Origin of the sequence: Microbacterium thalassium (assembly GCF_014208045.1) — a bacterium.
Classification (GTDB): Bacteria; Actinomycetota; Actinomycetes; order Actinomycetales; family Microbacteriaceae; genus Microbacterium; species Microbacterium thalassium.
Window position 1 is genome coordinate 2,007,660 of sequence record NZ_JACHML010000001.1, and the last position, 24,740, is coordinate 2,032,399.

Here is a 24,740-nt window from a genome sequence, read left to right on the forward strand (position 1 = left end):
GTCGAAGCCGCGCCGGACGCGGGACTTTGGTCCGTGCGGGCGGACGGCACCGCCGGTAGCGTTGCCGCTGACCGCAGGGGAGGGGCGATGGCGGCACTGTCCGTCCAGGTGGACCATCTCACCAAGTCGTACCGCGACACCGTCGCGGTGGACGACATCTCGTTCACCGTTCCCGAGGGCAGCGTCTTCGCGTTCGTCGGCACCAACGGCGCCGGCAAATCCACGACGATCGGCTGCCTCACCACGATCCTCCCGTTCGACGCCGGCGAGGTCCGGGTCGAGGGGCACGATGTGCGCGGGGACGCCGATCGCGTCCGCGGCACGATCGGCGTCGTGTTCCAGGAATCGCTTCAGGATCCGATCCTCACGACGCGGGAGAACCTTCGGCTGCGGGCGCGCCTGTCGGGCGTGGCGCCCGGGCGAGTGGACACGCGCATCGGCGAACTGGCCGAGCTCATCGGTCTGGGCGACTTCCTCGACCGCCGGTACGGCAAGCTGTCCGGCGGTCAGCGGCGCCGCGCGGACATCGCGCGCGCCCTCGTTCACGAACCTTCGCTGCTCTTCCTGGACGAACCGACGGCGGGGCTCGACCCGGGCAGCCGCGCCGTGGTCTGGAACACCCTGCACGAGCTGCGCGGAGACGGCCGCTTCACGATCTTCCTCACGACGCACTACATGGAGGAGACCGAGGAGGCCGACCGCGTGTGCATCATCGACGAGGGCCGGATCATCGCCGAGGACACGCCGACACGGCTCCGCGCCGCGCACAGTCGCAGCCTGCTCACGGTGACCAGCGACGACGTCGAGGGCCTTCACGCCCTCGCCCGCGCGGCGGGAGCCGATCCCGCCGTCGACGGCGGGCGCGTCCAGATCGCGGTTCCGCACGCCGGCCTCGCCCGCGACCTGCTCGCCCGCCACGGCGCCCACGTGCTCGACTTCGAGTTCCGCCACGGCCGAATGGACGATGTGTTCCTCGCCCTGACCGGCCGCGCGGCCACGGGGGAGGACTCGTGAGCGTCGTCTGGGCGCTGGCCGTGCGCAATCTGCGGCTGTTCTTCCGCGACCGGCTGAACGTGTTCTTCTCGCTGCTGGGCGCGATCATCCTGTTCGGGCTGTACACGATGTTTCTCAGCAACCTGCAGACGGCCGATCTCGCCGCGAACCTCCCGGGCGCGACCGCCGACGAGGTGCAGGTCTTCGTCGACAGCTGGATGTTCGCCGGGATCGTCCTGATCACGACGGTCACGACCGGGCTCGGCGGGTTCTCGACGCTCGTGGACGACGGTCAGACCGGCCGGTTCCGCGACTTCCTGGTCGCCCCGCTGCGCCGCGGCCAGCTCGTCCTCGGCTACCTCATCGCGGCGATCATCATCTCCCTGGTGATGTCCCTGATCGTCTTCGCCGTCGCGCTGCTCTACCTCGGCATCCTCCGCGACGCGTGGATGCCGGTGGACGCGATCCTGCGCAGCCTCGGCATCGTGGTGCTCTCGTGCGTGTCGTTCACCTCGCTCGCCGCGCTGCTGGCCAGCTTCGTGCGCACCAGCGGCGCCTTCTCGGGCCTCGCGACCATCGTCGGAACCGTGCTCGGATTCATCGCTGCCGCCTACCTTCCCATGGGTCTTCTGCCGGGCGGCGTGGCGTCCGGCCTCTCCGCCCTGCCGTTCGCGCAGGCGGGCATGCTGCTGCGCCGGGAATTCGCCGCCGACAACCTGTCGGTGATCGTCGCCGACGCGCCGGGCGCCGAGGAGACCCTCCGCACGTTCTTCGGTCTCGACCTCACGATCGGCGACTGGGCGGTGCCGGACTGGTTCGTCGTGGTCGTCCTCCTGGTCGTCGCGGTCGTGTGCGCCGTCCTGTCGGCGCTGCGGATCCGCGCGCGCATGCGCTGAGGGCCCGCTCCGCCGTACTCAGCCGTCCTTCCGGCATCCGCTCGTAGAATGGCATCCATCATGTCGACCCCCTCCAGCTCACCGACGCTCATCGCGCCCTCCGAGGCCGCGACCGACGTCGACGGCCGCGCGCGCACGTACGAGGTGCGCACGTTCGGCTGCCAGATGAACGTCCACGACTCCGAGCGGCTGTCCGGTTCGCTCGAGAGCGCCGGCTACGTCCGCGTCGACGCGGGCGAAGAGGCCGACGTCGTCGTCATCAACACCTGCGCCGTGCGCGACAACGCCGCCGGCAAGCTCTACGGCACGCTCGGACACCTGAAGTCCCGCAAGGACAAGCACGACGGCATGCAGATCGCCGTCGGCGGCTGCCTCGCGCAGATGGACAAAGAGGTCGTCCAGCAGAAGGCGCCGTGGGTTGACGTCGTCTTCGGCACGCACAACATGGGGTCCCTCCCGAGCCTGCTCGAGCGTGCCCGTCACAACGACGAGGCCGAGCTCGAGATCCTCGAGTCGCTCGAGGTGTTCCCCTCGACGCTGCCCACCAAGCGCGACAGCGTCTACAGCGGCTGGGTGTCGATCTCGGTCGGCTGCAACAACACGTGCACGTTCTGCATCGTCCCGAGCCTGCGGGGCAAGGAGAAGGACCGCCGACCCGGCGACATCCTGAACGAGATCCGTCTGCTCGTCGACGACGGCGCCATGGAGGTCACGCTCCTCGGCCAGAACGTCAACTCCTACGGGGTCGAGTTCGGCGACCGCCAGGCGTTCGGCAAGCTCCTGCGCGCCGCCGGCGAGATCGAGGGCCTCGAGCGCATCCGTTTCACGAGCCCTCACCCGGCCGCGTTCACCGACGACGTCATCGATGCGATGGCCGAGACCCCCGCGGTCATGCCGCAGCTGCACATGCCGCTGCAGTCCGGCAGCGACCGCATCCTCAAGGCGATGCGCCGCTCCTACCGCAGCGAGCGGTTCCTCGGCATCCTCGACCGCGTGCGCGCCAAGATCCCGCACGCGGCCATCTCGACCGACATCATCGTCGGCTTCCCCGGTGAGACCGACGAGGACTTCGAGGACACGATGCGCGTCGTCGAGCAGGCCCGCTTCGCGAGCGCGTTCACGTTCCAGTACTCCATCCGCGAGGGCACGCCCGCCGCGACGATGGAGGACCAGGTGCCGAAGGCCGTCGTGCAGGAGCGCTACGAGCGTCTCGTGGCGCTGCAGGAGCGAATCTCGCTGGAGGAGAACCAGAAGCAGCTCGGCCGCGAGCTGCAGGTGCTCGTGTCGACGGGCGAGGGCAAGAAGGACGCCGAGACGCACCGCCTCACCGGGCGCGCCGAGGACAACCGCCTCGTGCACTTCGAGGCGCCGGAAGGCTCCGACGTGCCGCGCCCCGGAGACATCGTCTCGGTCGTCGTGACCCACGCCGCGCCGTTCCACCTGCTCGCGGACGCGCCGAGCGGAGCGCCGCTGCGCATCCGCCGCACGCGGTCGGGCGATGCATGGGACCGCTCGCAGGCGGAGTCCTGCGGCGTTCCCGCGCCGATGCCCGTCGGCGAGGACGGCCGCCGCATGGTGGGCCTGGGCATCCCGACGCTGCGCATCGGTTCGTGACCTCGCTTCCGCACACCGTGATGGCAGGTGTCCGCGGCATCCGCGCCATCGATCGGTGCCGCGGATGCCGGATCCTGCCGCCGTCGTGTGAGCGGGGCACGTCGTGACCACGACTCCGCGCCTGTGGGCGGTCGTCGGCGCCACGGGCACGGGCAAGACCGCGCTGTCGCTCGACCTCGCCGAGGCACTCGCCGCGCGCGGCCGGCCGGCCGAGATCGTCAACGCCGACGCCATGCAGCTGTACCGCGGCATGGACATCGGGACGGCGAAGCTGCCGGTCGACGAGCGCCGCGGCATCCCGCACCATCTGTTCGACGTGCTGGACGTGACCGACGACGCCGCGGTCGCCTGGTACCAGGCCACTGCCCGCCGCGCGATCGACGAGATCCACGCGCGCGGCGCGGATGCGATCCTCGTCGGCGGCTCGGGGCTGTACGTGTCGAGCGTGCTGTTCGACTTCCGCTTCCCGCCGCGGGACGAAGGCGTCCGCGCGCGCCTGGAGGCCGAGCTCGAGGCGGAGGGGCCCGGCGTGATGTTCGCGCGGCTGCGCGAGGCCGACCCGGTGACCGCCGAGCGCGTGGACCCTCGCAACGGGCGGCGCATCGTGCGCGCGCTGGAGGTGCTCGAGCTCGGCGAGCGCACGCACGGCGCCGCGCTTCCCGATGAGCCCGTGCTGTGGCGCGAGCCGACGACGATCATCGGCGTCGCGGTTCCGCGTGAGGAGCTCGTGGCGCGCCTGGATGCGCGGGTCGAGGGGATGTGGCGCGACGGGCTCCTGAACGAGGTGGAGCGGCTCCGCGAGTCCGGTCTCGAGGACGGCGTGACCGCGCGTCGTGCGATCGGCTACGCGCAGGCGCTGGCCGAGCTCGCGGGCGAGCAGACCGAGGCCGAGGCGATCGCCGAGACCCAGGCGCTGACGCGTCGCTACGCCCGCCGCCAGGTGTCGTGGTTCAAGCGGTATCCCGAGATCACGTGGATTGACCCTGGGACGGATGCCTCCGCCCTGGCAGACTCAGCGGCATGACCGTCGACATCCGCACCTTCCAGATCGCCGACACCGAGGCCGTCATCGCGCTGTGGCAGGCCACCGGGCTGACCCGTCCGTGGAACAACCCGCACCAGGACATCCGGCGCAAGCTCGCCGTGCACCCCGAGCTGTTCCTCGTCGCCGTCGACGCCGGCGAAGTCGTCGGCTCGGTGATGGCCGGCTACGACGGGCACCGCGGCTGGATCTACTACCTCGCCAGCGACCCCGCTCGCCGGGGGCAGGGGATCGCCCGTGCTCTCGTCGAAGAGGCCGAGGAGCGGCTGCTCGACATGGGCTGCCCCAAGGTGAACCTGATGGTGCGTCCCGAGAACGGCGTCGCACAGGGGTTCTACGAGTCGCTCGGCTACGAGCACTTCGAGACGTGGGCGACCGGCAAGCGCCTCATCGCCGACTGAAGCCGGCCCGGAGGGCGGCGTTCACGCCCGCCGGCGCACCGTAGGCTGGACGGCATGGCGCGCACCGTCCCCTTCACCAAAGGCCACGGCACCGGGAACGACTTCGTGATCGTCCCCGACACGGACGGGGAGCTGGACCTCACCGCCGACCACGTCGCGATCCTGTGCGACCGGCGCTTCGGCATCGGCGGTGACGGCATCCTGCGGGTCGTCCGCTCGCGCGACATCGACGCCGGAGCTGCGGCGGCCGCGGCCGGCGCCGAGTGGTTCATGGACTACCGCAACGCCGACGGCTCGATCGCCGAGATGTGCGGCAACGGCGTGCGCGTCTTCGCGCGCTACCTCGTCGACGCGGGACTCGCGCAGTTCGGCGACGAGCCGCTGAAGATCGGCACGCGCGCGGGCGTCAAGACGGTGACCCCCAGCGACCTCGGGTTCGAGGTCGACCTCGGCGCTTGGCGCATCGACCCGGGCGATGTGCTCGTGCGCGCCCGCGGGATCGGCGCTCCGCGCCCGGGCATGTCGATCGACCTCGGCAACCCGCACGTCGTCGTGGCGCTGCCCGACGAGCGGGAGCTCGAGACGCTCGACCTCACGGCCCTGCCGCAGCTGCACCCCGAGCCCGAACACGGCGCGAACGTGGAATTCGTGGTGCCGGCCGATCCGCTCGTGCGCGACGGCGTCGGCTCGATCCGCATGCGGGTCTTCGAGCGCGGCGTGGGCGAGACGCTCTCGTGCGGCACCGGGGTCGCGGCAGCCGCCCTCGCCGTTCGCGAGTGGGCGGGGCCGGCTGCGCCCACGCACTGGCGCGTCGACGTCCCCGGCGGAACGCTGGGCGTGCGCATGGTGGAGGTCGACGGCGAGCAGCACGTGCTGCTGTCGGGGCCGGCGACCCTCGTCTACTCGGGGCAGGTCACGCTCGCCTGAGCGAACTCAGGGCAGGACGATCGGCCTCGTCGGGGGAGACCCGTGGCGGCGGATCTTCAGCACGCGGAAGCCGCGCCCGGTGGCCGCGCGATAGACGCTGTAGCCGTCGTCGAACGTCGCCGTCAGCCACCGCTGCAGCGAGTCCGAGCCGAGGTTGCGGGCCACGACGAGCCACGCGTCGGAGCGCTCGTCCAGTCGCGGGATCCAGGTCTCGAGCAGCTCGTGCAGCATGTCCTTGCCGACGCGGATCGGCGGGTTCGAGCGGATCGTGCGGAACGACACATGCTCGGGGACCTCGTCGGGCGTGACGGCGTTGATGTTGTCGAGGCCGAGGTCGGCGGCGTTGCGGCGCACCAGGTCGAGCGCCCGCTCGTTGACGTCGACGGCCCAGATCGTCGCGTGCGGGGAGTCCATCGCGAGGCTCAGCGAAATGGGACCCCAGCCGCAGCCGAGGTCGAGGAAGTGGCCGCCGGCCGGCGGGGGAGGCGTGTGCGCCAGGAGCACGGCGGTTCCGGTGTCGAGGTGGTCGGGACTGAACACGCCCGCGGCGGTCGTCACCTCGACGTCACGACCGGCCAGTGACACCCGGATGCGGCGGAGGTTCTCGGCGCTGGCGGGCGACGCGCTGAAATAGTGGTCGCTCCCCATGGCTGACGAGCGTAGCGGAGGTCACCCCACGTGCGGGAGCGTAGAATCGACGGATGCCCGCGTGTGCGGCATCCGCGCCGCACGCACGTCGTCGAAAGGACTTCATGACCGACACCACCTCCACCCCGAGCACCGACGAGACGCCGGTCGACCCGGTGGATCCGGTGGATCGCGTGCTGTCGCACGCGGAGGCGCGGTCGGGGGTGCGCGTGTTCGGGTCGGCGCAGGCGCTGCAGGATGTGACCACGGCACGCGGCGGCGACACCGACGGCGATCAGTGGGATCGCGAGGAGCGCGCGGCGCTGCGGCGCGTGCCGGGGCTGTCGACCGAGCTCGAGGACGTCACCGAGGTCGAGTACCGCCAGCTGCGCCTGGAGAACGTCGTCCTGGTGGGCGTGCATCCGCAGGGCGAACAGGAGGATGCCGAGAACTCGCTGCGCGAGCTCGCCGCCCTCGCCGAGACCGCGGGCGCGGTCGTGCTCGACGGTGTGCTGCAGCGACGTCCGCACCCGGACCCCGCGACGTACGTCGGCCGCGGCAAGGCCGAGGAGCTGCGCGACGTGGTCGCCGCCGTCGGCGCCGACACCGTCATCGCCGACACCGAACTCGCCCCGAGCCAGCGACGCGCGCTCGAGGACGTCGTCAAGGTCAAGGTCATCGACCGCACGACGGTGATCCTCGACATCTTCAGCCAGCACGCCAAGAGCCGCGAGGGCAAGGCGCAGGTCGAGCTCGCGCAGCTGGAGTATCTCCTCCCGCGCCTGCGCGGCTGGGGCGACTCGATGTCGCGTCAGGCCGGCGGCCAGGTGGGCGCCGGCGGCGCCGGCATGGGCTCGCGCGGACCCGGTGAGACGAAGATCGAGCTGGACCGGCGTCGCATCCGCACCCGCATGGCGCAGCTGCGTCGGCAGATCAAGGACTTCGGGCCGGCGCGCGAGGCCAAGCGCGCCGAGCGCAAGCGCAACACGATCCCGTCGGTCGCGATCGCCGGCTACACCAACGCCGGCAAGTCGAGTCTGCTCAACCGCCTCACCAGCGCCGGCGTCCTCGTCGAGAACGCGCTGTTCGCGACGCTCGACGCGACCGTGCGCCGCAGCCAGACCGAGGACGGACGGGTCTACACGCTCACCGACACCGTCGGGTTCGTCCGCAATCTCCCGCACCAGCTCGTCGAGGCGTTCCGCTCGACGCTGGAGGAGGTGGCGGATGCCGACGTGATCGTCCACGTGGTGGACGGCTCGCACCCCGACCCCGCCGCGCAGCTGTCGACCGTGCGCGACGTGATCGGCGATGTGGGCGCGCGCGACATCCCCGAGATCGTGGTCTTCAACAAGGCCGATCTGATCGACCCCGACACGCGGCTCGTGCTGCGCGGGCTCGAGCCCGACGCGGTGTTCGTCTCCTCCCGGACCGGTGAGGGCGTGGTCGACCTGCGCGCCGTGGTCGAGGACCGCCTGCCGCTGCCGGCGGTCGAGGTGCGCGCGCTCATCCCGTACCACCGCGGCGACCTGGTGTCGGCGATCCACGAGCAGGGCATCATCGTCACCCAGGCGCATGAGGAGGGCGGCACCGCGGTGCACGCCCACGTGTCGGCGTACCTGGCCGCCAAGCTCGCCGACTACCTGGTCTGAGCCCGGCTCACTCCAGCGTCAGAGCCGGCACCTCCGCGGGCTCGAACCCGAGGATCTGGCCGAAGAACGACAGCTCGGCCTCGAGTGTCGCCACGACCGTCTCGGCGCGCCGGAAGCCGTGCCCCTCGCCCTCGAACGCCAGGTAGGCGTGCGGGATGCCGGCGGCGGCGAGGGCGTCGCGCACGCGCTCGGACTGCGACGGCGGCACCACCGCGTCCTCGAGTCCCTGCTCGATCAGCAGCGGGGTGGACAGCCGCTTGAGGCGGTTCAGCGGCGACCGCTCGATGTAGACATGGGCGGATGCGGGCATCGGCCCGACCATGCTGTCGAGGTACCGCGACTCGAAGTCATGGGTGTCCTCCAGCAGCGAGCGCAGATCCGCGACGCCGTAGCGGCTCACGCCCGCGGCGAAGACGTCCGACGCGACGAGCGAGCACAGCACCGTCCAACCGCCCGCCGAGCCGCCCGCGATCGCGATGCGGGCCGGGTCGGCGTGACCGGCCGCGGCGAGTCCCCGGGCGGCGGCGATGACGTCCTCGACGTCCACGACGCCCCACTCGCCGAGCAGCCGCTCGCGGTAGTCGCGTCCGTACCCGGTCGACCCGCCGTAGTTGACGTCGAGCACGCCGATGCCGCGGCTGGTGAGGTACGCGATCTTGGCGCTGGCCGCGCCGCCGACGTGCGTGGTCGGGCCGCCGTGGACGAACACCACGTACGGGGGCAGCTCACCCTCGGGGGCCTGTGCCTCGGGATTCGTGGGCGGATAGCGGAACGCGTGCACCGGTCCGCGCGGGCCCGAGTAGGTGACGGCCTCGGGCCGTGCCATCCACTCGGCGCCCCACGGGCTCTCGCCCCCGCGCACGGGCGTCGTGGCCGGATCGGCGTCGACGTCGACGAGCCACAGCCCGCCGGGGCGGTCGAGGCCGGCGCCGGTGACGAGCGCCCTGGTGCCCTGGACGTCCTCGACGTTCAGCCCCGCCGACAGCGGCGTGTCGATCGTGCGCTCGCCGTCGGTCGACGGGTCGAGGACGACGAGCCGGTCGGCTCCGTTCGTGCGGACGGCGAGGATCCTGCCGTCGGCCAGGCGCGCGTACCACCGCAGCCCCAGCACCCACAGGGGGCCGCCGGTGTCGGCGTCGGCGGCGGCGACCGCATGACGGTCGAGTCCCGCCGACAGGCGGACGCTCCACACGTTCCACCGTCCGGTCGGGTCGTCCAGGTAGACGAGCTCGTCGGGGCCGAGCCATGTCGGCTGCAGCGGCGCCGTCTCGCCGCCGGCGATGGCGGTCCACTCGGCGACGGTCCCGTCCACGATGCGTCCGATGCGCAGCTCGGTGCGGTCCCACGGCATCGCGGGGTGGTCCCACGCGATCCACGCGAGGTGCGTGCCGCCGGGGGAGAGCGCCGGCTGGGCGAGGAAGTCGCTGTCCGAGACCAGGTGCTCGGCTCCCGTGCCGTCGAAGGCGATCGTCACGATGTCTCGCGCCGGGACGCGGGCGTCGCCGTGCTGCTCGCGCACCGCGAGCAGCGTGCCGTGCTGGTATGTCAGCCCGCCGTAGCGCGTGTCGCCGGCTTCGGGCGTGAGGGGCCAGGGTGCGCCGCCGGGCTCGAGCGCCCACACGCGCTGATCGGCCTTCTCGACGAACACCAGCGTGCCGTCCGCGGTCGTGGTCCACGCCCCGCCGCCGTACTCGTGGACGCCCGAGCGCGCGTTCCAGGGAGCGGGGAGGACGTCCTCGATGCCGCCGGATGCGGTCAGGCGGCGCACCGCCGTCCGCCCGCCCTCGTCGGGGACGGTCTCGCCCCACCACACCTCGTCACCGACGAAGCGCGCTCCCTCGACACGGCCCGACGCGACGGCGACGTCGGCGGCGGAGAGAGGGGACGGCCAGGATCCGAACGGCAGCACCTGCGACATGCCTCCACGCTACGCCTCGCACGGTGCTCGACGTGTCGCGCGGCATCGGCCTGGTGCCGGCCGAGCGCGTGGCGGCCTATGGTGCGTCGACGGTCGCCGGCTCCTCCTCAGCGGGGGTCGGTGTCTCGGCGGCCTCGATCCCGTCGTCGGGATGCTTCTGCAGCAGGACGGCGGCGAGCCACACGACCAGCGCCAGGATGACGGTCAGGACGATGTCGCCGATCGACAGCGGACGAAGGGCGAACAGCAGCACGATCGCGAGGACGAGGATCACGACCCGCACGAGTACGCGCTGCGTGTAGAGCCAGTCGCCGAAGGAACCGGTGTTCATGCCGCGGGTGCGCAGCGACCGGCGCGCGCTGGTCGTGAGCGAGTCGGAGAATCCCCGAGCGCGCCGGGCGGATGCCGATCGCCCACCCAGCCACGCGGCGACGATGATGACGATGCCGAGGAACGTGAAGACCACGGCCGTGTCGCGCATGGCCCCGACGACCGTGTAGTAGATGGCGTCGAGCGTCCGCGTGGGGACGCCGAGCGCGGGTGCATTGAGCCCGAGGACGGCGCCGGCGGCGGTGAGGGCGATCGCCAGCGTCGCCGCGCCGATGGTGAGCGCGATCCCGACGCCGAGCGTCGCGGTCGCCCGCCGGCGCGCGACGAGGATGCCGACCGCGATGAGGCCGAGCGCGATGAACGGCAGCCACCACCCGACGGTGTCGGCGATGCTGTACACGGCGCCGACCAGCAGGAGCGCGTCGGACTGCACGATGACGATGGTCGTGTCGATCGTCGGGATCATGCTCGCGATCCCGATCCCCTGATCCACCAGCCGCGTCTTGAGCTCGTCGATGATCGGCCCCAGCTGGATGCCGAGGGTTCCGGTGTCGTCGATGGTCACGGCGCCGGTGTCGTCTGCCGTCGCGGTGGCGACGAGCGCGCGGTGGCTCGCGACCAGAGCAGTCCGCCAGACCGTGGGGAAGACCTCGGATTCGACGATCCGGGTGACCCCGGCGTCGATGAGACTCTCCACCCCTGCGGCGGCCGGTGCGCGCAGCAGCCCCAGCGCCGTGATGGCGGCAGGAGGCAGATCGAGGCTCTGGAGGCCGTCGAACAGGTCGTCCGTGACGCCCTCGATGTCGAGCGAGTCGTTGATGGCGGTCGTGGCCTGGTCGATCACGAGCGCCTGCACATCCGGATCGTCGGCCAGCGGAGCGAACGTCGCGACGAACGCGTCCTCGCTGACCAGCTGCGCTCGCGCCCACGTGCCCACGATCGAGACCGGGACGAGGATCCCCACCAGGACGATGCACACCGCCGAGATGAGGGCGCGCCACCAGCCGCTGCGCCGTGGCGCCTGTTCGGCCGCAGCGTGCTCGGGCGGTGGCGGGGTGGTCTCGCGGAGTCGGGCGTTCTCTTCGCGCAGCGCCTGCAGTTCGGCGCGCAGCTCATCGACCTCGGACGCCATCGGTCTCCCCTTCCGATCGTTGACGTCAGACTAGCGGCGGGGCGGTGCGGCGCGCGGGCCCAACGTCCCGATTGTCCGAGCGGCCGTCAGACCGCGCGCAGCAGCGCCACGACCTTCCCGAGCACGACGGCCTCGTCGCCGAGGATGGGCTCGAACGCGGAATTGCGCGGCAGCAGCCACGTGTGACCGTCGCGCTGGCGGAAGGTCTTGACCGTGGCCTCGCCGTCGAGCATCGCGGCGACGATGTCGCCGTTCTCGGCCGTCGGCTGCGATCGCACGACGACCCAGTCCCCGTCGCAGATCGCGGCGTCGATCATGGACTCGCCCGAGACCTTGAGCATGAACAGCTCGCCCTTGCCCACGAGCTGGCGGGGGAGCGGGAAGATCTCCTCGACCTGCTGGTCCGCCGTGATGGGGACGCCCGCGGCGATGCGGCCGACCAGCGGCACGAGGGCGGCATCGCCGAGCGCGGGGGCGGTGTCGGCGGGGTTCTCGGCTGCGGCCCCCGGCAGGTCGATCAGGACCTCCATCGCGCGCGTCTTGCCGGGGTCGCGGCGCAGGTAGCCGCTCAGCTCGAGCTGGTTCAGCTGGTGCGTGACGCTCGAGAGCGACTTGAGTCCGACCGCGTCGCCGATCTCGCGCATGCTCGGCGGGTAGCCGTGCCGGGAGATCGAGCGCTGGATGACCTCGAGGATCGCCAGCTGCTTGTCGCTCAGGCTCTTGCGGCGCCGCGTCTGCGGCTTGTCTGCCGGCGCCTTCTCGCGTCCGCTCGCCTCGCTCATGTCGGCTCCTGTCTCGCTCCGTCTTCGGCAGCGGTCTTCGAATGTCGGAGGCCCGTGGTGGGCTGTCGCTATCGAAACCGTATCCGGTTCCTCGGGCATCCGCCCGGAGTGCGGCCCGCGTGTCGCTTCGAGAGAACGGAACGGGATCGACCGCTTGACACCCATGAACATCGAAGATAACTTCGGAAGAGAGGTTCGCATCCGCCGTTCCCGGCCGATCGGCGGATGCGAACTCTTCCCCACCTGCACAGGAGGAGAAATGACCGCGATCAGCTTCCCCACTCCCGTCGCACGTCGTCGCGCCCGGTTCGCGCCGCAGTTCGCGGAGTCGCCGCGCACCCGTCTGCGACTGACGCCGCGCGGCCGTCGTGTGCTGGCGGCCATCGCGGCGCTTCCGGCCGCCGTCGCGCTCTCGATCGCCGTGATCGGCGGCGGCGCGGCGCTCGCGAGTCGCGATGACGGCGCCGTCGCGGGAACCTTCGAGACGGTCACCGTCGATCCGGGCGAGTCCCTGTGGTCGATCGCGCAAGAGGTCGCGCCGATGGCCGACCCGCGCGACGTCGTCGATGCGATCTCGCGCCTCAACGCGCTCGACGGCGGCGTGCTGCGCGCGGGTCAGACGCTGGCGATCCCGCTGGAGTACTCGGCGGATCAGTGAGCGCGACGCATCGTCACCTGACGGTCCGTGCGCATCGCGCGGTCGTACGATGACGGGATGACCGTTCGACTCGACGATCTGCCCCTCCGCGACGATCTTCGCGGCCGCAAGCCCTACGGAGCGCCGCAGGCGCCGCTGCCGGTCGCGCTCAACGTCAACGAGAACACCCATCCTGTTCCCGAAGAGGTCGCCGACGACATCCTCGACGCGATCGCGCTCGCGCTGCGCGAGGTGAACCGGTACCCGGATCGCGAGTTCACGGGCCTGCGCGAGGCCTTCGCGGGCTACCTCGGCCACGGGCTGACGCGGGATCAGATCTGGGCGGCGAACGGGTCCAACGAAGTGCTCCAGCACATCCTGCAGGCCTTCGCAGGGCCTGGGCGCACCGCGTTCGGCTTCTCGCCGACGTACTCGATGTACCCGCTGCTCACGCGGGGGACCGGGGCCGAGTGGCGAGAAGGCGAGCGCGAAGCCGATTTCTCGGTCAGCGCCGTCAGCGCCGCCGAGCAGGTGGGCGAAGCACGGCCGGACGTCGTCTTCCTGTGCTCCCCGAACAACCCCACCGGCACCCCGATGACGCTCGACGTCATCGAGGCCGTGTACGACGCGACCGACGGCATCGTGATCGTCGACGAGGCGTATCACGAGTTCGCGCCGCACGACGTCCCGTCGGCGCTGACGCTGCTGCCGGGCCGCGAGCGGCTGGTGGTCTCGCGCACGATGAGCAAGGCGTTCGCCTTCGCCGGCGCCCGGGTGGGCTACCTCGCCGCCGACCCCGCGTTCATCGACGCGCTGCGACTGGTCCGGCTGCCGTACCACCTGAGCGCCCTGACGCAGGCGGCGGCGACCGCGGCCCTCGGGCACGCCGACACGATGCTCGCGATGGTCGACGACATCGTCGTCCAGCGCGACCGCATCTCCGCGACCCTCGAGGCGCTGGGCTACGAGCCGTACGAGTCGTGGTCCAACTTCGTGCTGTTCGGCGGGGTGGACGAGCCCGCGCGGGTGTGGGAGCGCCTGTACGAGCGCGGCGTCCTCATCCGCGACATCGGCATCCCGCACCACCTGCGCGTGTCGGCCGGCACCGAGGAGGAGACGACCGCGTTCCTGGACGCGCTCGCGTCGATAGACTCGGCCTCATGAACGAAGGGTCCCGCACCGCGTCGCTCCGGCGCGCGACGAGCGAGTCGACCGTCGAGCTCGAGCTCGACCTCGACGGCACCGGCCGCAGCCGCATCGACACCACCGTGCCGTTCTTCGACCACATGCTGACCGCGTTTGCGAAGCACTCGCTCACCGATCTGACCGTGCGCGCCTCGGGCGACACCGACATCGACGCCCACCACACCGTGGAGGACATCTCCATCGTGCTCGGTCAGGCGATCCGGCAGGCGCTCGGCGACAAGGCGGGCATCTCGCGCTACGGCGACGCTCTCGTCCCGCTCGACGAGGCGCTCGCGCAGGCCGTCGTCGACATCAGCGGACGCCCGTATCTCGTCCACGAGGGCGAGCCGGCGGGCTTCGAGCACCACCTCATCGGCGGTCACTTCACGGGCAGCCTCGTGCGCCACACCTTCGAGGCGATCGCCTTCAACGCCGCGCTCACCGTGCACGTGCGCGTGATCTCGGGGCGCGACCCGCACCACATCGCCGAAGCCGAGTACAAGGCGTTCGCGCGGGCGTTCCGGCAGGCCAAGGCGCTGGATCCGCTCGTCGAGGGCATCCCGAGCACGAAGGGCGCTCTGTGAGCTCTCGGCCCGTCGTCGCCGTGCTCGACTACGGCTCGGGCAACGTCCACTCGGCCGTGAAGGCGCTCGACGCCGCCGGAGCCGACGCGCGCCTCACGAGCGACCGCGATCTCGTCCTGAAGGCCGACGGACTCGTCGTCCCGGGCGTCGGCGCCTTCCGCGCCGTCATGGACGCGCTCCGCGCCAGCCGCGGGCACGAGCTCATCGATCGCCGCCTCGCCGGCGGACGCCCGGTGCTCGGGATCTGCGTCGGCATGCAGATCCTCTTCGAGCACGGCGTCGAGCGCGGCGTCGACACCGAGGGGATGGGCGAGTGGCCCGGCGCCGTGACGGAGCTCGATGCGCCGGTCCTGCCGCACATGGGGTGGAATACGGTCGATGCCGGCGAGGGGTCGCGGCTGTTCGCCGGGATCGAGGACGAGCGGTTCTACTTCGTCCACTCGTACGGCGCGCAGCACTGGTCGCTCGATGTCATCCACCCGTTCACGCCGCCCGTGCTGACGTGGTGCACGTACGGCGCGCCGTTCCTGGCCGCCGTCGAGAACGGACCCCTCAGCGCGACGCAGTTCCACCCGGAGAAATCGGGGGAGGCGGGCATCCGCCTGCTCGCCAATTGGATCGAGGGCCTCGACGGGGCTACTCTCTGAATTCGTGCCCACCGCGGAGCGGCCCGAGCCCGCGAACTTCCTGCACGAGGAGCCATGAACGATTTCGCGTCAACGCCCATGCTGACCCTGCTGCCGGCGGTCGACGTCGCCGACGGGAAGGCCGTCCGGCTCACGCAGGGTGCCGCCGGCACCGAGACCAGCTACGGCGATCCGGTCGACGCGGCGCTCGGGTGGGCGCGACAGGGTGCCGACTGGATCCACCTGGTCGACCTGGACGCCGCCTTCGGCCGCGGATCGAACGCGCCGCTGCTGCGCAAGGTCATCAAGCAGGTCAAGGGCGTGCAGGTCGAGCTGTCGGGCGGCATCCGCGACGACGCGACGCTCGAGGCCGCGCTCGAGTCGGGGGCCGCGCGCATCAACCTCGGCACCGCCGCGCTCGAGAACCCCGAGTGGGCCGCCGACGTCATCGGGCGCTACGGCGATGTGATCGCGGTGGGGCTGGACGTTCGCGGCACGACGCTCGCCGCGCGCGGCTGGACCCGCGAGGGCGGCGATCTGTGGACGGTGCTGGAGCGCCTCGAGGCCGCCGGCTGCAGCCGCTACGTCGTCACCGACGTCACCAAGGACGGCACGCTGCGCGGCCCGAACCTCGACCTGCTGCGCCAGATCACGGCGCGCACCCCCAAGCCCGTCGTGGCCTCGGGCGGCATCTCGAGCCTCGACGACATCGCGGCGCTGCGCGAGCTCGTGCCGCTGGGCGTCGAGGGCGCGATCATGGGCAAGGCACTGTACGCGGGCAAGTTCACGCTCGCCGAGGCCCTGGATGTCGCCGGATACTGACGGCTGCGACCACTCGGCCGACTCGGCCGGCGTGCCGTGGGAGGGGCGTGGCTTCCGCCCCAATCCGCATGCGGCCGACGACGGCTCTGCCGACCCCGCGCTGGTGGCGGCGCTCGCCGTGTTCCGCGCGGGGGAGGGCTCGCAGGAGGCCGTCGTGGAGGCCTACCGCCGTGCGCGGCTGCTGATCCCCCTGGTCGCCGAGAAGGGCGACGAGGGCGTGGGTCCCACGGGCCTGCCCGTCGACAAGACCCAGGAGCTCTCGATCGTCACGGTCGCCGCTCCCGACGGCCGCAAGGTCCTGCCGGTGTTCAGTTCGGTGGCGGCGATGGCGGTGTGGGATGCTGCGGCGCGGCCGATCCCCGCGGACGGCGTGCGCACGGCGGTCGCCGCAGCGTCCGACGACACGGATCTGATCGTGCTCGACCCCGGGAGCGAGACGGAGTTCGTCATCCGGCGCCCCGCGGTGTGGGCTATCGCCCGCGGCGAGCGGTGGGAGCCGAGCTTCGTGTCGCCGGAGGTGTTCACCGGGCTCCAGGAGAGCGTGGGCGGTGAGCTGGCGGTGCTGGACCTCTCGGTCGAGTCCGGCGACCCCACCGCCCGTCTGCGCGGGCCGGAGCTCGTCGTGCGCCTGCGCCTCATGGAGGGCCTCGACAAGGACGAGCTCGACGCCGTCCTCGCCCGCCTCGCGCGGCGCTGGGCGGCCGACGACCGCGTTGCGGTGCTCGTCGATTCGCTGAGCGTCAAGCTGCTGCGCGCCGGCTGACCGGGCCGCACGTCGCGGGGTGGCCCTTGCGGGCGCGGGCGCCGCGGCGGAAGGATCGGCTGGCGGAGGTGCCCGATGACCGACGACCCCTACCGCCGCGCGCTCGATGCCGCCCACGGCCACGCGATGCGGTGGCTCGAGACGCTGCCCGAGCGGCCGATCCGCCCTGCTCTCGACGTCGACGGCGTGCTGGCCCGGCTCGATCCCGACCTGCCCGAGTCGGGACGCGACCCCGCTGACGTGATCGACGAGCTGGCGGATGCCGCCGAGCCGGGGCTCATCGCGATGGGTTCGCCGCGGTTCTACGGCTTCGTCATCGGCGGCGCGTACCCGTCGGCCATGGCGGCCGACTGGCTGGTGTCGGCGTGGGATCAGAACACGGGATCGCGGCAGCCGACACCCGCGACCGCCGCGTTCGAGGAGACGGCGGGGCGCTGGCTGCTCGACCTGCTCCACCTTCCGGCCGATTCCGGTCTCGGGTTCGCCACCGGCGCGACGAGTGCGAATCTCGCGTGCCTGGTCGCGGCGCGGGATGCCGTCATCCGCCGCGACGGCGGGGATCCGGCATCCGGCCTCTCGGCGTCGCGACCGGTGCGGTTCCTCGCCGGCGGCGCCGTGCACATCTCGGCCGTGCTCGCCGGACGCATGGCGGGCCTGGGAGCACCCGAGACCGTCGGCAGCGACGACCAGGGGAGGATCGACGTCGCGGGCCTCCGTTGTGCGCTCGCTGCGGGCGAGGGACCGGCCGTGGTGTCGCTGCAGGCCGGCGACGTGCACTCGGGCGCCTTCGACGACTTCACCGCCGCGATCGACGTCGCCCACGAGGCCGGGGCGTGGGTGCACGTGGACGGCGCGTTCGGGCTGTGGGCGTGCGCGGTGCCGCGGCTCCAGGGGCTGGTCGCGGGAATCGAACGCGCCGACTCGTGGGCGACCGACGCCCACAAGACCCTCAACGTCCCCTACGACTGCGGACTCGCGATCGTGCGCGACGCTGCCGCGATGACCGCGGCCCTCGGCCCGCAGGCGGCGTACCTGCCCGATGCGGGAGGCGTCGCCGATCCTTGGGACCGTGTGGTGGAGATGTCCCGTCGCGGGCGCGGCGTGCCGGTGTGGGCGGTGCTGCGAGAGCTCGGCCGCTCGGGCGTCGTCGACCTCGTCGATCGGCTGGCGCGGTCGGCGGCCGAGCTTGCCGAGGGCTTCGCCGCGATCGACGGCGTCGAGATCCTCAACGACGTCGTGTTCACGCAGGTGTGCCTCGCGACGGCTGACGACGCCGCGACCGAGGCGCTGGGGGAGTGGCTGCGCGACGAGGGCACCGTATGGGCGTCGTCGTCGCGCTGGCAGGGGCGCGCGGTGGTCCGCTTCTCGGTGTCCAACCACGCGACCTCGGCGAACGACGTCGAGCGGACGATCGACGCGGTCCACCGCGGCGCCGCGGCGATCGGCATCCGCTCCTAGGCGACCGCTCTCAGGTGACCGGGCCGGTCCACTTCTCGCCCGGGCCCTTGCCGATCGGGTCGGGGATGACGGATGCCTCGCGGAACGCCAGCTGGAGCGAGCGCAGTCCGTCGCGCAGGGAACGGGCGTGCATGTCGCTGATCTCGGGCGCGCCGGCGGTGATGAGACCGGCCAGCGCGTTGATGAGCTTGCGCGCCTCGTCGAGGTCCAGCTGGTTCTCGGGGTCGTCCGCGAGACCGGTCTTGACCGCGGCGGCGCTCATGAGGTGGACGGCGGTGGTGGTGATCACCTCGACCGCGGGGACGTCGGCGATGTCGCGCGTCGCCGAGGCGGCCGCCTGCTCCTGCTCCTCCCAGCGCGCCTCGCGCTGAGGGTCGCGATGGCCTGCTGCATCGCCGGCGAGGTCGCCGGCATCCCGAATCGTCGTCACGTGTCGCTCTCTGCTAGACTTGTGCGGGCTCCGGTGCGTTCTGCTCCGGACTGAAAGAGGATTTATCCCACCCGCGCTTGCCGCTCCAGGCTACCGGGTCCACGCACTCCGCCCCGACGCACGGCGTCCGGGGCAGTCAGGGTGCACCGGCGCTGACGCGTCATGCCGGGTGGAATGACTCCTCTTCTGCCCGCGACGCACCCCGTGTCGCGGTGGCCGACACCCCGCACGAAGAGGAGTTCCGCATCAGCGATCCCCGCACCAACGAGCGCATCCGCGTGCCAGAGGTCCGCCTTGTCGGACCGAACGGCGAGCAGGTCGGCGTCGTCCGCATCGAGGTTGCGCAGCGTCTGGCACAGGAGGCGGATCTCGACCTGGTCGAGGTCGCGCCCAACTCGAAGCCTCCCGTCGTCAAGATCATGGACTACGGGAAGTTCAAGTACGAGGCCGCTCAGAAGGCCAAGGAAGCACGCCGCAACCAGGCGAACACGGTCCTCAAGGAGGTCCGCTTCCGGCTGAAGATCGAGGCGCACGACTACATCACCAAGCTCAAGCGCGCCGAGGGCTTCCTGAAGTCCGGCGACAAGGTGAAGGCGATGATCCTCTTCCGCGGTCGCGAGCAGTCGCGTCCCGAGCAGGGCGTGCGGCTCCTGCGCAAGTTCGCCGAGGATGTCGCAGAGCTCGGCGTCGTGGAGTCGAACCCCACGATCGACGGCCGCAACATGACGATGGTGATCGCTCCGATCAAGAACAAGTCCGAGGCGAAGGCCGAGCAGAACGCTCAGCGCGCCGCGAACAAGGAGGCGGCGCGCCACGCGCGCAGCGGATCGGACTCCGAGGGCGAGCCGGCGGACGCCGAGTAGCCCTCCCCACAGACTCCCGCCCAGGCGGGACCCCCTTCCCGCCCGAGCGGGAAACAACACGAAGGAAGAAACATGCCGAAGCAGAAGACCCACTCGGGCTCCAAGAAGCGCTTCAAGGTCACCGGTAGCGGCAAGCTCAAGAAGCAGCAGGCCGGTATGCGCCACAACCTCGAGGGCAAGTCGAGCCGCCGCACCCGTCGCCTGAACCAGGACCAGGTGCTGTCGAAGGCCGACACCAAGGTCGCCAAGAAGCTCCTCGGCCGCTGACGCGCGCCGAAGCACGAATAGGAACGAAACGAAATGGCTAGAGTCAAGCGGGCCGTCAACGCCCACAAGAAGCGTCGCGTCATCCTCGAGCGCGCCTCGGGTTACCGGGGTCAGCGTTCGCGCCTGTACCGCAAGGCGAAGGAGCAGGTCACCCACTCGCTCGTCTACGCGTACCGCGACCGTCGCAAGCGCAAGGGCGACTTCCGTCGTCTGTGGATCCAGCGCATCAACGCCGCCAGCCGCCAGAACGGCCTCACCTACAACCGCTTCATGCAGGGCCTCGGCCTCGCGGGCGTGCAGGTCGACCGCCGCATGCTGGCCGAGCTCGCCGTGAACGAGCCGAAGGCCTTCGCCTCGCTCGTCGAGACGGCCAAGAAGGCGCTGCCCGAGAACGTCAACGCTCCCAAGAGCGCCTGACACCGGCACACACGCTCTGAAGGGCGCCCTCCGATGCGGAGGGCGCCCTTCGTCGTTCCCTAGACTGGTCGCGTGCTCGAGAACCCCCGCTCGCCGCGCGTGCGCGCCGTCGCGAAGCTCACCAAGCGCAGTGCCCGCCAGGAGACCGGTCTGTTCCTCCTCGAGGGCCCGCAGGCGGCGCGCGAGGCGCTGACCTACCGCCCCGACACCGTCGTCGAGATGTTCGCGACGCCCACCGCGGTCGACAAGCATCAGGACGTCCGCGCGGCGGCCGCCGATGCCGGCATCGAGGTGCAGTTCGCCTCGGAGGCGGTCATCGACGCGATGGCCGACACCGTCACGCCCCAGGGGATCATCGCGGTGGCGCGCCAGACGCCGACCTCGGTGCGCGACGTCTTCGCGGCGAACCCGCGCCTCGTCGCCATCTGCGAAGAGGTGCGCGACCCCGGGAACCTCGGCACGATCATCCGCGCAGCCGACGCCGCCGGCGCCGACGCCGTGGTGCTCACGGGCCGCACCGTCGACCCGTACAACCCCAAGGTCGTGCGCGCCACGACCGGATCGCTCTTCCACATCCCCGTCGCGCTCGGCATCGACCTCGCGACCGCCGTTGAACGCGCGCACGCCGCGGGTGTGCGCGTCATCGCCGCGGATGTGGGCGGCGGCGATTTCCTCGCGGGACGCCATCTGCTGGCCGAGCCCACGGCGTGGCTGTTCGGGAACGAGGCGCGCGGACTGGAGGAGACCGCCCTCACGCTTGCCGACATGTCGCTGCGCCTGCCGATCTACGGGGACGCCGAATCGCTGAATCTCGCCACCGCCGCCAGTGTGTGCCTCTATGAGACCGCGTTCGCGCAGCGGGCCGCCGCGAACGCGTGATGCATTCCCTTCCTGTTACAGATCGGTAAAGAGGCGCGTCACCCCCTGCCGCGGCTCGCGCCTGGCTCATAGGGTGAGCCCATGGCGACACCAGATCAAGCGACGCCCGCACCGCGCACGTCGAACATCAACGTGAAGCGCGGGGAGCCCCTCGTCGTCGTCGAGCATGTCGACAAGCATTTCGGCGACCTCCACGTCCTCCGCGACATCAACACCGTGGTCAACCGCGGCGAGGTCGTCGTCGTCATCGGGCCCTCGGGCTCGGGCAAGTCGACGCTGTGTCGCGCCATCAACCGCCTGGAGACGATCGACTCCGGCACGATCACGATCGACGGCGTGCCGCTGCCCGAAGAAGGGCGCGGCCTCGCCAAGCTGCGTGCGGACGTGGGAATGGTGTTCCAGTCGTTCAACCTGTTCGCCCACAAGACCGTGCTCGAGAACGTCACCCTCGGGCCCATCCGCGTGCGCGGCCTGAAGAAGAAGGACGCCGAAGAGCAGGCGATGAAGCTGCTCGACCGCGTCGGGGTCGCCAATCAGGCCTCGAAGATGCCGAGCCAGCTCTCGGGCGGCCAGCAGCAGCGCGTCGCCATCGCCCGGTCGCTCGCGATGAACCCCAAGCTCATCCTCATGGACGAGCCCACGAGCGCCCTCGACCCCGAGATGATCAACGAGGTCCTCGACGTCATGATCGGACTGGCAGGCGAGGGCATGACGATGATCGTCGTCACGCACGAGATGGGATTCGCGCGCAAGGCGGCCGACCGCGTGCTGTTCATGGCCGACGGGGCGATCGTCGAGGAGGACACCCCCGAGGAGTTCTTCACGAACCCGAAGAGCGACCGGGCGAAGGACTTCCTGTCGAAGATCCTGGAGCACTGAGACCCACCGCCCGCGTGGCGGGAACCGAGAGGAGGACCGCCTCGGCGGTCCTCGCACAGCAAAGGACGAAGAGATGAAGCGAGCGAGAATTCCCCTGATCGCGCTGGCTGCGGCCGGCGCCCTCGCCCTGTCGGCGTGTTCCGGCTCGACCGATTCCGGAGACACCGGCGACACCGGAGACACCGAGGAGATGATGTTCGAGGAGGGCACCACGATGGCCGCCCTCAGCGAGGCGGGCACGATCACGATCGGCACGAAGTTCGACCAGCCGCTGTTCGGCCTCGTCGGGCCGTCCGGCGACCCCGAGGGCTTCGACGTCGAGATCGGCAAGATCATCGCCGGCAAGCTCGGCATCGACGAGGGCAGCATCGAGTGGGTCGAGACCGTCTCGGCCAACCGCGAGCCGTTCATCGAGAACGGCCAGGTCGACATCGTCGTGGCCACCTACACGATCAACGACGACCGCAAGGAAGTCGTGTCGTTCGCCGGCCCGTACTACATGGCTGGACAGTCGATCCTCGTCCTCGCCGACAACGAGGACATCATGAGCGAGGAGGACCTCGTCGGGCAGCCGGTCTGCTCGGTCACCGGGTCGACCCCCGCCGCGATGCTCGAGGAGATCGGGGCCGACCCCGTGCTCACCGACACGTACTCGAACTGCCTCGAGCCGCTCCGCAGCGGAGCCGTCGTCGCCGTCTCGACCGACAACGTCATCCTCGCGGGTCTCGCGGCCCAGAACGAGGGTGAGTTCAAGGTCGTCGGCGAGCCCTTCACGGACGAGCCCTACGGCATCGGCCTGGCGCTGGACGACACCGACTTCCGCATGTGGATCAACGACGTGCTGGAGGAGAGCTACGCGGACGGCAGCTACGAAGAGGCGTGGAACGCGACGGCAGGCACGATCCTGCCGTACGTCGAGCCGCCGACACCCGACCGCTACTGATCCACGGATTCCCCGGCCCGGGCCGCGCCCGGGCCGGGGAATCCTGAACCCGCACCGCATCCGCGTCGAAAGGAGGAGGCATGGCGCAGCTCTGGTCGCTCATGCCGCAGTTCTGGGAGGGCTTCCGCGTCACGCTGCTGCTGCTGGTCGTCTCGGGTGTCCTGGCACTGGTCCTCGGCACACTCATCGCCGCGATGCGCATCTCGCCGGTCCCCGTGCTGCGCACGTTCGCGGCGGTGTGGACCGAGGTCGCTCGCAACACACCGCTGACGCTGGTGTTCTTCTTCACGATGTTCGTGATGCCCATGCTCGGCATCCGGCTGCCGTTCATCCTGCTGGCGTTCGTCGCACTCACGTACTACACGTCGCCCTTCGTCGCCGAGGCCCTGCGCTCGGGTATCAACGGCGTCCCGGTCGGCCAGGCCGAGGCGGCACGCAGCGTCGGGCTCGGATTCGGGCAGACGGTGTCGCTGGTCGTGCTGCCGCAGGCGTTCCGCATGACCGTGCCGCCGCTGATCAACGTCTTCATCGCCCTGACGAAGAACACCTCGGTTGCGGGAGGGTTCTTCGTCGTCGAGCTCTTCGCCGAGACGCGACAGCTCGCCAACGACAACGGGAACATCGTCATCCCGATCCTGCTCGTCGCCGCCGCGCTGTACCTGGTGATCACGGTGCCGCTCGGCTTCGCCGCGAGCCAGCTCGAGAAGCGATGGGTGGTGGCACGATGAGCACGAGCGTCCTCTTCGACGCGCCCGGGCCGCGGGCCCGGCGGACGTCGATGATCGCGTCGATCGTCTCGATCGTCCTGATCATCGCCGGCGCCGTGTGGATCTACCTGCTGCTCGCGGCGCCGCGCGAATCGGGCGGCATCACCCTTCCCGGCATGTTCGACGTGTCGCGCTGGGACGTCTTCGCCGACCCAGAGGTGTGGGGCTTCATCGGCCAGGGCGTCGTCGCGACGCTCCAGGCGGCCGCGGTCGCGGCGGTGGGCGCCATCGCGCTCGGCGTCGTGTTCTCCCTCCTACGCAGCTCGCTGATCCCGTGGGTGCGCATCCCCACCGCGTGGCTGCTCGAGTTCTTCCGCGGCATGCCCGTGCTGCTGATGATGCTGTTCATCCTGCTCGTGGCCTCGACCGGGGCGTTCTGGGCGGTCGTGATCGCGCTCATCATCTACAACGGCACGCTCATCGGCGAGGCGCTCCGCGCCGGCCTCGCGGCGCTGCCCCGCGGCCAGCGCGAGGCGGCGCTGAGCGTCGGAATGCGCGAGTTCCAGTCCAAGATGCTCGTGGAGTTCCCGCAGGCGTTCCGGCAGATGCTGCCGATCATCGTGGCGCAGCTCGTCGTGCTGCTGAAGGACACGTCGCTCGGCTACATCGTCGGCTACAGCGAGATCATCCGCACGAACATGAACAACCTGGGCGCCTTCTTCGGCAACCGGTACCTGTTCTCGCTGTTCGTCGTAACGCTCGTGATCTACCTGGCGATCAACCTGACGCTGTCGTGGTTCGCGCGGTGGCTCGCGAAGCGGACGGCGAGCTCCGGCGGCAAGGGCGGCAAGGCGAAGAACGGCAAGGCGACGCCGGGCGTCGCGGATCCCACGTCGGCGATCCGGCTCGCGCAGGCCAACGCGTCGGCGAGACAGTCCGAGGGTCGCTGAGCGCAGCCGCCGGACG

General features: G+C 71.0%; 27 protein-coding genes. 22 read left to right on the forward strand and 5 right to left on the reverse strand.

The features are described 5' to 3' along the window. Positions 1-87 precede the first annotated feature (87 nt). The 6 genes from HD594_RS09185 to dapF all read left to right on the forward strand — a co-directional run bounded on the left by HD594_RS09185 (position 88) and on the right by dapF (position 5,873). Entirely contained in the window at positions 88-1,014 is a 927-nt protein-coding gene (locus HD594_RS09185) for an ABC transporter ATP-binding protein (RefSeq protein WP_184750686.1), read from the forward strand. Beyond that, entirely contained in the window at positions 1,011-1,889 is an 879-nt protein-coding gene (locus tag HD594_RS09190) for an ABC transporter permease (protein ID WP_184750687.1), read from the forward strand. The genes HD594_RS09185 and HD594_RS09190 overlap by 4 nt, the downstream gene beginning before the upstream one ends. A 60-nt stretch (positions 1,890-1,949) precedes the next feature. After that, positions 1,950-3,503 carry a tRNA (N6-isopentenyl adenosine(37)-C2)-methylthiotransferase MiaB gene (gene miaB, locus HD594_RS09195; protein ID WP_184750688.1) on the forward strand — a complete coding sequence of 518 codons (1,554 nt, stop codon included), beginning with the start codon at positions 1,950-1,952 and terminating at the stop codon, positions 3,501-3,503. A gap of 103 nt (positions 3,504-3,606) precedes the next feature. After that, positions 3,607-4,527 carry a tRNA (adenosine(37)-N6)-dimethylallyltransferase MiaA gene (gene miaA / locus HD594_RS09200; protein WP_184750689.1) on the forward strand — a complete coding sequence of 307 codons (921 nt, stop codon included), beginning with the start codon at positions 3,607-3,609 and terminating at the stop codon, positions 4,525-4,527. Further along, positions 4,524-4,946, forward strand: a complete 423-nt coding sequence (locus HD594_RS09205) for a GNAT family acetyltransferase (protein ID WP_184750690.1) — start codon at positions 4,524-4,526, stop codon at positions 4,944-4,946. The genes miaA and HD594_RS09205 overlap by 4 nt, the downstream gene beginning before the upstream one ends. A gap of 54 nt (positions 4,947-5,000) precedes the next feature. Further along, complete coding sequence (gene dapF / locus HD594_RS09210; protein ID WP_184750691.1) at positions 5,001-5,873, forward strand: diaminopimelate epimerase; 873 nt, start codon at positions 5,001-5,003, stop codon at positions 5,871-5,873. Between the two features lie 6 nt (positions 5,874-5,879). Here dapF and HD594_RS09215 read toward each other — a convergent pair whose 3' ends face one another. After that, positions 5,880-6,521 (reverse strand): class I SAM-dependent methyltransferase, encoded by a 642-nt coding sequence (locus HD594_RS09215; protein ID WP_184750692.1) that lies wholly within the window; start codon positions 6,519-6,521, stop codon positions 5,880-5,882. A gap of 104 nt (positions 6,522-6,625) precedes the next feature. Here HD594_RS09215 and hflX point away from each other — a divergent pair, with 104 nt between their 5' ends. After that, positions 6,626-8,152 carry a GTPase HflX gene (gene hflX, locus HD594_RS09220; protein WP_184750693.1) on the forward strand — a complete coding sequence of 509 codons (1,527 nt, stop codon included), beginning with the start codon at positions 6,626-6,628 and terminating at the stop codon, positions 8,150-8,152. A gap of 7 nt (positions 8,153-8,159) precedes the next feature. On the opposite strand, the gene HD594_RS09225 is transcribed toward hflX, so the two are convergent. From HD594_RS09225 to lexA, 3 genes are all read right to left on the reverse strand, one after another. Next, entirely contained in the window at positions 8,160-10,070 is a 1,911-nt protein-coding gene (locus tag HD594_RS09225; protein ID WP_184750694.1) for a S9 family peptidase, read from the reverse strand. A 76-nt stretch (positions 10,071-10,146) separates the two neighbouring features. Further along, positions 10,147-11,532 (reverse strand): hypothetical protein, encoded by a 1,386-nt coding sequence (locus tag HD594_RS09230; RefSeq protein WP_184750695.1) that lies wholly within the window; start codon positions 11,530-11,532, stop codon positions 10,147-10,149. A gap of 86 nt (positions 11,533-11,618) precedes the next feature. Beyond that, on the reverse strand, positions 11,619-12,314 hold the full coding sequence (gene lexA, locus HD594_RS09235; protein ID WP_184750696.1) for a transcriptional repressor LexA: 696 nt from the start codon (positions 12,312-12,314) through the stop codon (positions 11,619-11,621). 259 nt (positions 12,315-12,573) lie between these two features. Here lexA and HD594_RS09240 point away from each other — a divergent pair, with 259 nt between their 5' ends. The 7 genes from HD594_RS09240 (at position 12,574) to HD594_RS09270 (ending at position 18,389) form a co-directional block, all read left to right on the forward strand. After that, positions 12,574-12,972, forward strand: coding sequence for a LysM peptidoglycan-binding domain-containing protein (locus tag HD594_RS09240; protein ID WP_184750697.1), 399 nt, complete (start codon positions 12,574-12,576; stop codon positions 12,970-12,972). Between the two features lie 57 nt (positions 12,973-13,029). After that, positions 13,030-14,115 (forward strand): histidinol-phosphate transaminase, encoded by a 1,086-nt coding sequence (locus HD594_RS09245; protein WP_184750698.1) that lies wholly within the window; start codon positions 13,030-13,032, stop codon positions 14,113-14,115. After that, positions 14,112-14,720: an imidazoleglycerol-phosphate dehydratase HisB gene (gene hisB / locus HD594_RS09250; RefSeq protein ID WP_184750699.1), complete on the forward strand. Its 609-nt coding sequence runs from the start codon at positions 14,112-14,114 to the stop codon at positions 14,718-14,720. Before HD594_RS09245 ends, hisB begins: the two co-directional genes overlap by 4 nt. After that, positions 14,717-15,367 carry an imidazole glycerol phosphate synthase subunit HisH gene (hisH, locus tag HD594_RS09255; protein WP_184750700.1) on the forward strand — a complete coding sequence of 217 codons (651 nt, stop codon included), beginning with the start codon at positions 14,717-14,719 and terminating at the stop codon, positions 15,365-15,367. Before hisB ends, hisH begins: the two co-directional genes overlap by 4 nt. Positions 15,368-15,421: 54 nt before the next feature. After that, positions 15,422-16,168, forward strand: a complete 747-nt coding sequence (gene priA, locus HD594_RS09260) for a bifunctional 1-(5-phosphoribosyl)-5-((5-phosphoribosylamino)methylideneamino)imidazole-4-carboxamide isomerase/phosphoribosylanthranilate isomerase PriA (RefSeq protein WP_184750701.1) — start codon at positions 15,422-15,424, stop codon at positions 16,166-16,168. After that, positions 16,152-16,931, forward strand: coding sequence for an SseB family protein (locus tag HD594_RS09265; protein WP_184750702.1), 780 nt, complete (start codon positions 16,152-16,154; stop codon positions 16,929-16,931). Before priA ends, HD594_RS09265 begins: the two co-directional genes overlap by 17 nt. Positions 16,932-17,006: 75 nt before the next feature. Continuing rightward, positions 17,007-18,389: a pyridoxal phosphate-dependent decarboxylase family protein gene (locus HD594_RS09270; protein ID WP_184750703.1), complete on the forward strand. Its 1,383-nt coding sequence runs from the start codon at positions 17,007-17,009 to the stop codon at positions 18,387-18,389. 10 nt (positions 18,390-18,399) lie between these two features. On the opposite strand, the gene HD594_RS09275 is transcribed toward HD594_RS09270, so the two are convergent. Then, a complete protein-coding gene (locus tag HD594_RS09275; protein ID WP_184752720.1) occupies positions 18,400-18,810 on the reverse strand; it encodes a DUF1844 domain-containing protein in 411 nt (136 codons plus the stop codon). A gap of 221 nt (positions 18,811-19,031) precedes the next feature. Here HD594_RS09275 and infC point away from each other — a divergent pair, with 221 nt between their 5' ends. From infC to HD594_RS09315, 8 genes are all read left to right on the forward strand, one after another. Next, positions 19,032-19,682, forward strand: a complete 651-nt coding sequence (gene infC / locus HD594_RS09280) for a translation initiation factor IF-3 (RefSeq protein WP_184750704.1) — start codon at positions 19,032-19,034, stop codon at positions 19,680-19,682. Between the two features lie 72 nt (positions 19,683-19,754). Next, positions 19,755-19,949: a 50S ribosomal protein L35 gene (rpmI, locus tag HD594_RS09285; protein ID WP_184750705.1), complete on the forward strand. Its 195-nt coding sequence runs from the start codon at positions 19,755-19,757 to the stop codon at positions 19,947-19,949. 33 nt (positions 19,950-19,982) lie between these two features. Continuing rightward, positions 19,983-20,366 carry a 50S ribosomal protein L20 gene (gene rplT, locus HD594_RS09290; RefSeq protein ID WP_184750706.1) on the forward strand — a complete coding sequence of 128 codons (384 nt, stop codon included), beginning with the start codon at positions 19,983-19,985 and terminating at the stop codon, positions 20,364-20,366. Positions 20,367-20,438: 72 nt separating this feature from the next. Then, on the forward strand, positions 20,439-21,245 hold the full coding sequence (locus tag HD594_RS09295) for a TrmH family RNA methyltransferase (protein WP_184750707.1): 807 nt from the start codon (positions 20,439-20,441) through the stop codon (positions 21,243-21,245). Between the two features lie 81 nt (positions 21,246-21,326). After that, positions 21,327-22,124, forward strand: coding sequence for an amino acid ABC transporter ATP-binding protein (locus tag HD594_RS09300; protein WP_184750708.1), 798 nt, complete (start codon positions 21,327-21,329; stop codon positions 22,122-22,124). Between the two features lie 73 nt (positions 22,125-22,197). Further along, entirely contained in the window at positions 22,198-23,067 is an 870-nt protein-coding gene (locus HD594_RS09305) for a glutamate ABC transporter substrate-binding protein (RefSeq protein ID WP_184750709.1), read from the forward strand. An 80-nt stretch (positions 23,068-23,147) separates the two neighbouring features. Next, positions 23,148-23,795 carry an amino acid ABC transporter permease gene (locus HD594_RS09310; RefSeq protein ID WP_184750710.1) on the forward strand — a complete coding sequence of 216 codons (648 nt, stop codon included), beginning with the start codon at positions 23,148-23,150 and terminating at the stop codon, positions 23,793-23,795. Next, the gene (locus HD594_RS09315; RefSeq protein WP_184750711.1) at positions 23,792-24,724 is read left to right on the forward strand and encodes an amino acid ABC transporter permease; all 933 of its coding nucleotides are present in this window, start codon (positions 23,792-23,794) and stop codon (positions 24,722-24,724) included. Before HD594_RS09310 ends, HD594_RS09315 begins: the two co-directional genes overlap by 4 nt. Positions 24,725-24,740: the final 16 nt, after the last annotated feature.

Coding starts and splice junctions, on each gene's coding strand:
- HD594_RS09185 (WP_184750686.1), top strand. CDS start 88: ATGGCGGCACTGTCCGTCCAGGTGGACCATCTCACCAAGTCGTACCGC.
- miaB (WP_184750688.1), top strand. CDS start 1,950: ATGTCGACCCCCTCCAGCTCACCGACGCTCATCGCGCCCTCCGAGGCC.
- HD594_RS09205 (WP_184750690.1), top strand. CDS start 4,524: ATGACCGTCGACATCCGCACCTTCCAGATCGCCGACACCGAGGCCGTC.
- dapF (WP_184750691.1), top strand. CDS start 5,001: ATGGCGCGCACCGTCCCCTTCACCAAAGGCCACGGCACCGGGAACGAC.
- HD594_RS09215 (WP_184750692.1), bottom strand. CDS start 6,521: ATGGGGAGCGACCACTATTTCAGCGCGTCGCCCGCCAGCGCCGAGAAC.
- hflX (WP_184750693.1), top strand. CDS start 6,626: ATGACCGACACCACCTCCACCCCGAGCACCGACGAGACGCCGGTCGAC.
- HD594_RS09225 (WP_184750694.1), bottom strand. CDS start 10,070: ATGTCGCAGGTGCTGCCGTTCGGATCCTGGCCGTCCCCTCTCTCCGCC.
- HD594_RS09230 (WP_184750695.1), bottom strand. CDS start 11,532: ATGGCGTCCGAGGTCGATGAGCTGCGCGCCGAACTGCAGGCGCTGCGC.
- lexA (WP_184750696.1), bottom strand. CDS start 12,314: ATGAGCGAGGCGAGCGGACGCGAGAAGGCGCCGGCAGACAAGCCGCAG.
- HD594_RS09240 (WP_184750697.1), top strand. CDS start 12,574: ATGACCGCGATCAGCTTCCCCACTCCCGTCGCACGTCGTCGCGCCCGG.
- HD594_RS09245 (WP_184750698.1), top strand. CDS start 13,030: ATGACCGTTCGACTCGACGATCTGCCCCTCCGCGACGATCTTCGCGGC.
- hisB (WP_184750699.1), top strand. CDS start 14,112: ATGAACGAAGGGTCCCGCACCGCGTCGCTCCGGCGCGCGACGAGCGAG.
- priA (WP_184750701.1), top strand. CDS start 15,422: ATGAACGATTTCGCGTCAACGCCCATGCTGACCCTGCTGCCGGCGGTC.
- HD594_RS09265 (WP_184750702.1), top strand. CDS start 16,152: ATGTCGCCGGATACTGACGGCTGCGACCACTCGGCCGACTCGGCCGGC.
- HD594_RS09270 (WP_184750703.1), top strand. CDS start 17,007: ATGACCGACGACCCCTACCGCCGCGCGCTCGATGCCGCCCACGGCCAC.
- rpmI (WP_184750705.1), top strand. CDS start 19,755: ATGCCGAAGCAGAAGACCCACTCGGGCTCCAAGAAGCGCTTCAAGGTC.
- rplT (WP_184750706.1), top strand. CDS start 19,983: ATGGCTAGAGTCAAGCGGGCCGTCAACGCCCACAAGAAGCGTCGCGTC.
- HD594_RS09300 (WP_184750708.1), top strand. CDS start 21,327: ATGGCGACACCAGATCAAGCGACGCCCGCACCGCGCACGTCGAACATC.
- HD594_RS09305 (WP_184750709.1), top strand. CDS start 22,198: ATGAAGCGAGCGAGAATTCCCCTGATCGCGCTGGCTGCGGCCGGCGCC.
- HD594_RS09310 (WP_184750710.1), top strand. CDS start 23,148: ATGGCGCAGCTCTGGTCGCTCATGCCGCAGTTCTGGGAGGGCTTCCGC.
- HD594_RS09315 (WP_184750711.1), top strand. CDS start 23,792: ATGAGCACGAGCGTCCTCTTCGACGCGCCCGGGCCGCGGGCCCGGCGG.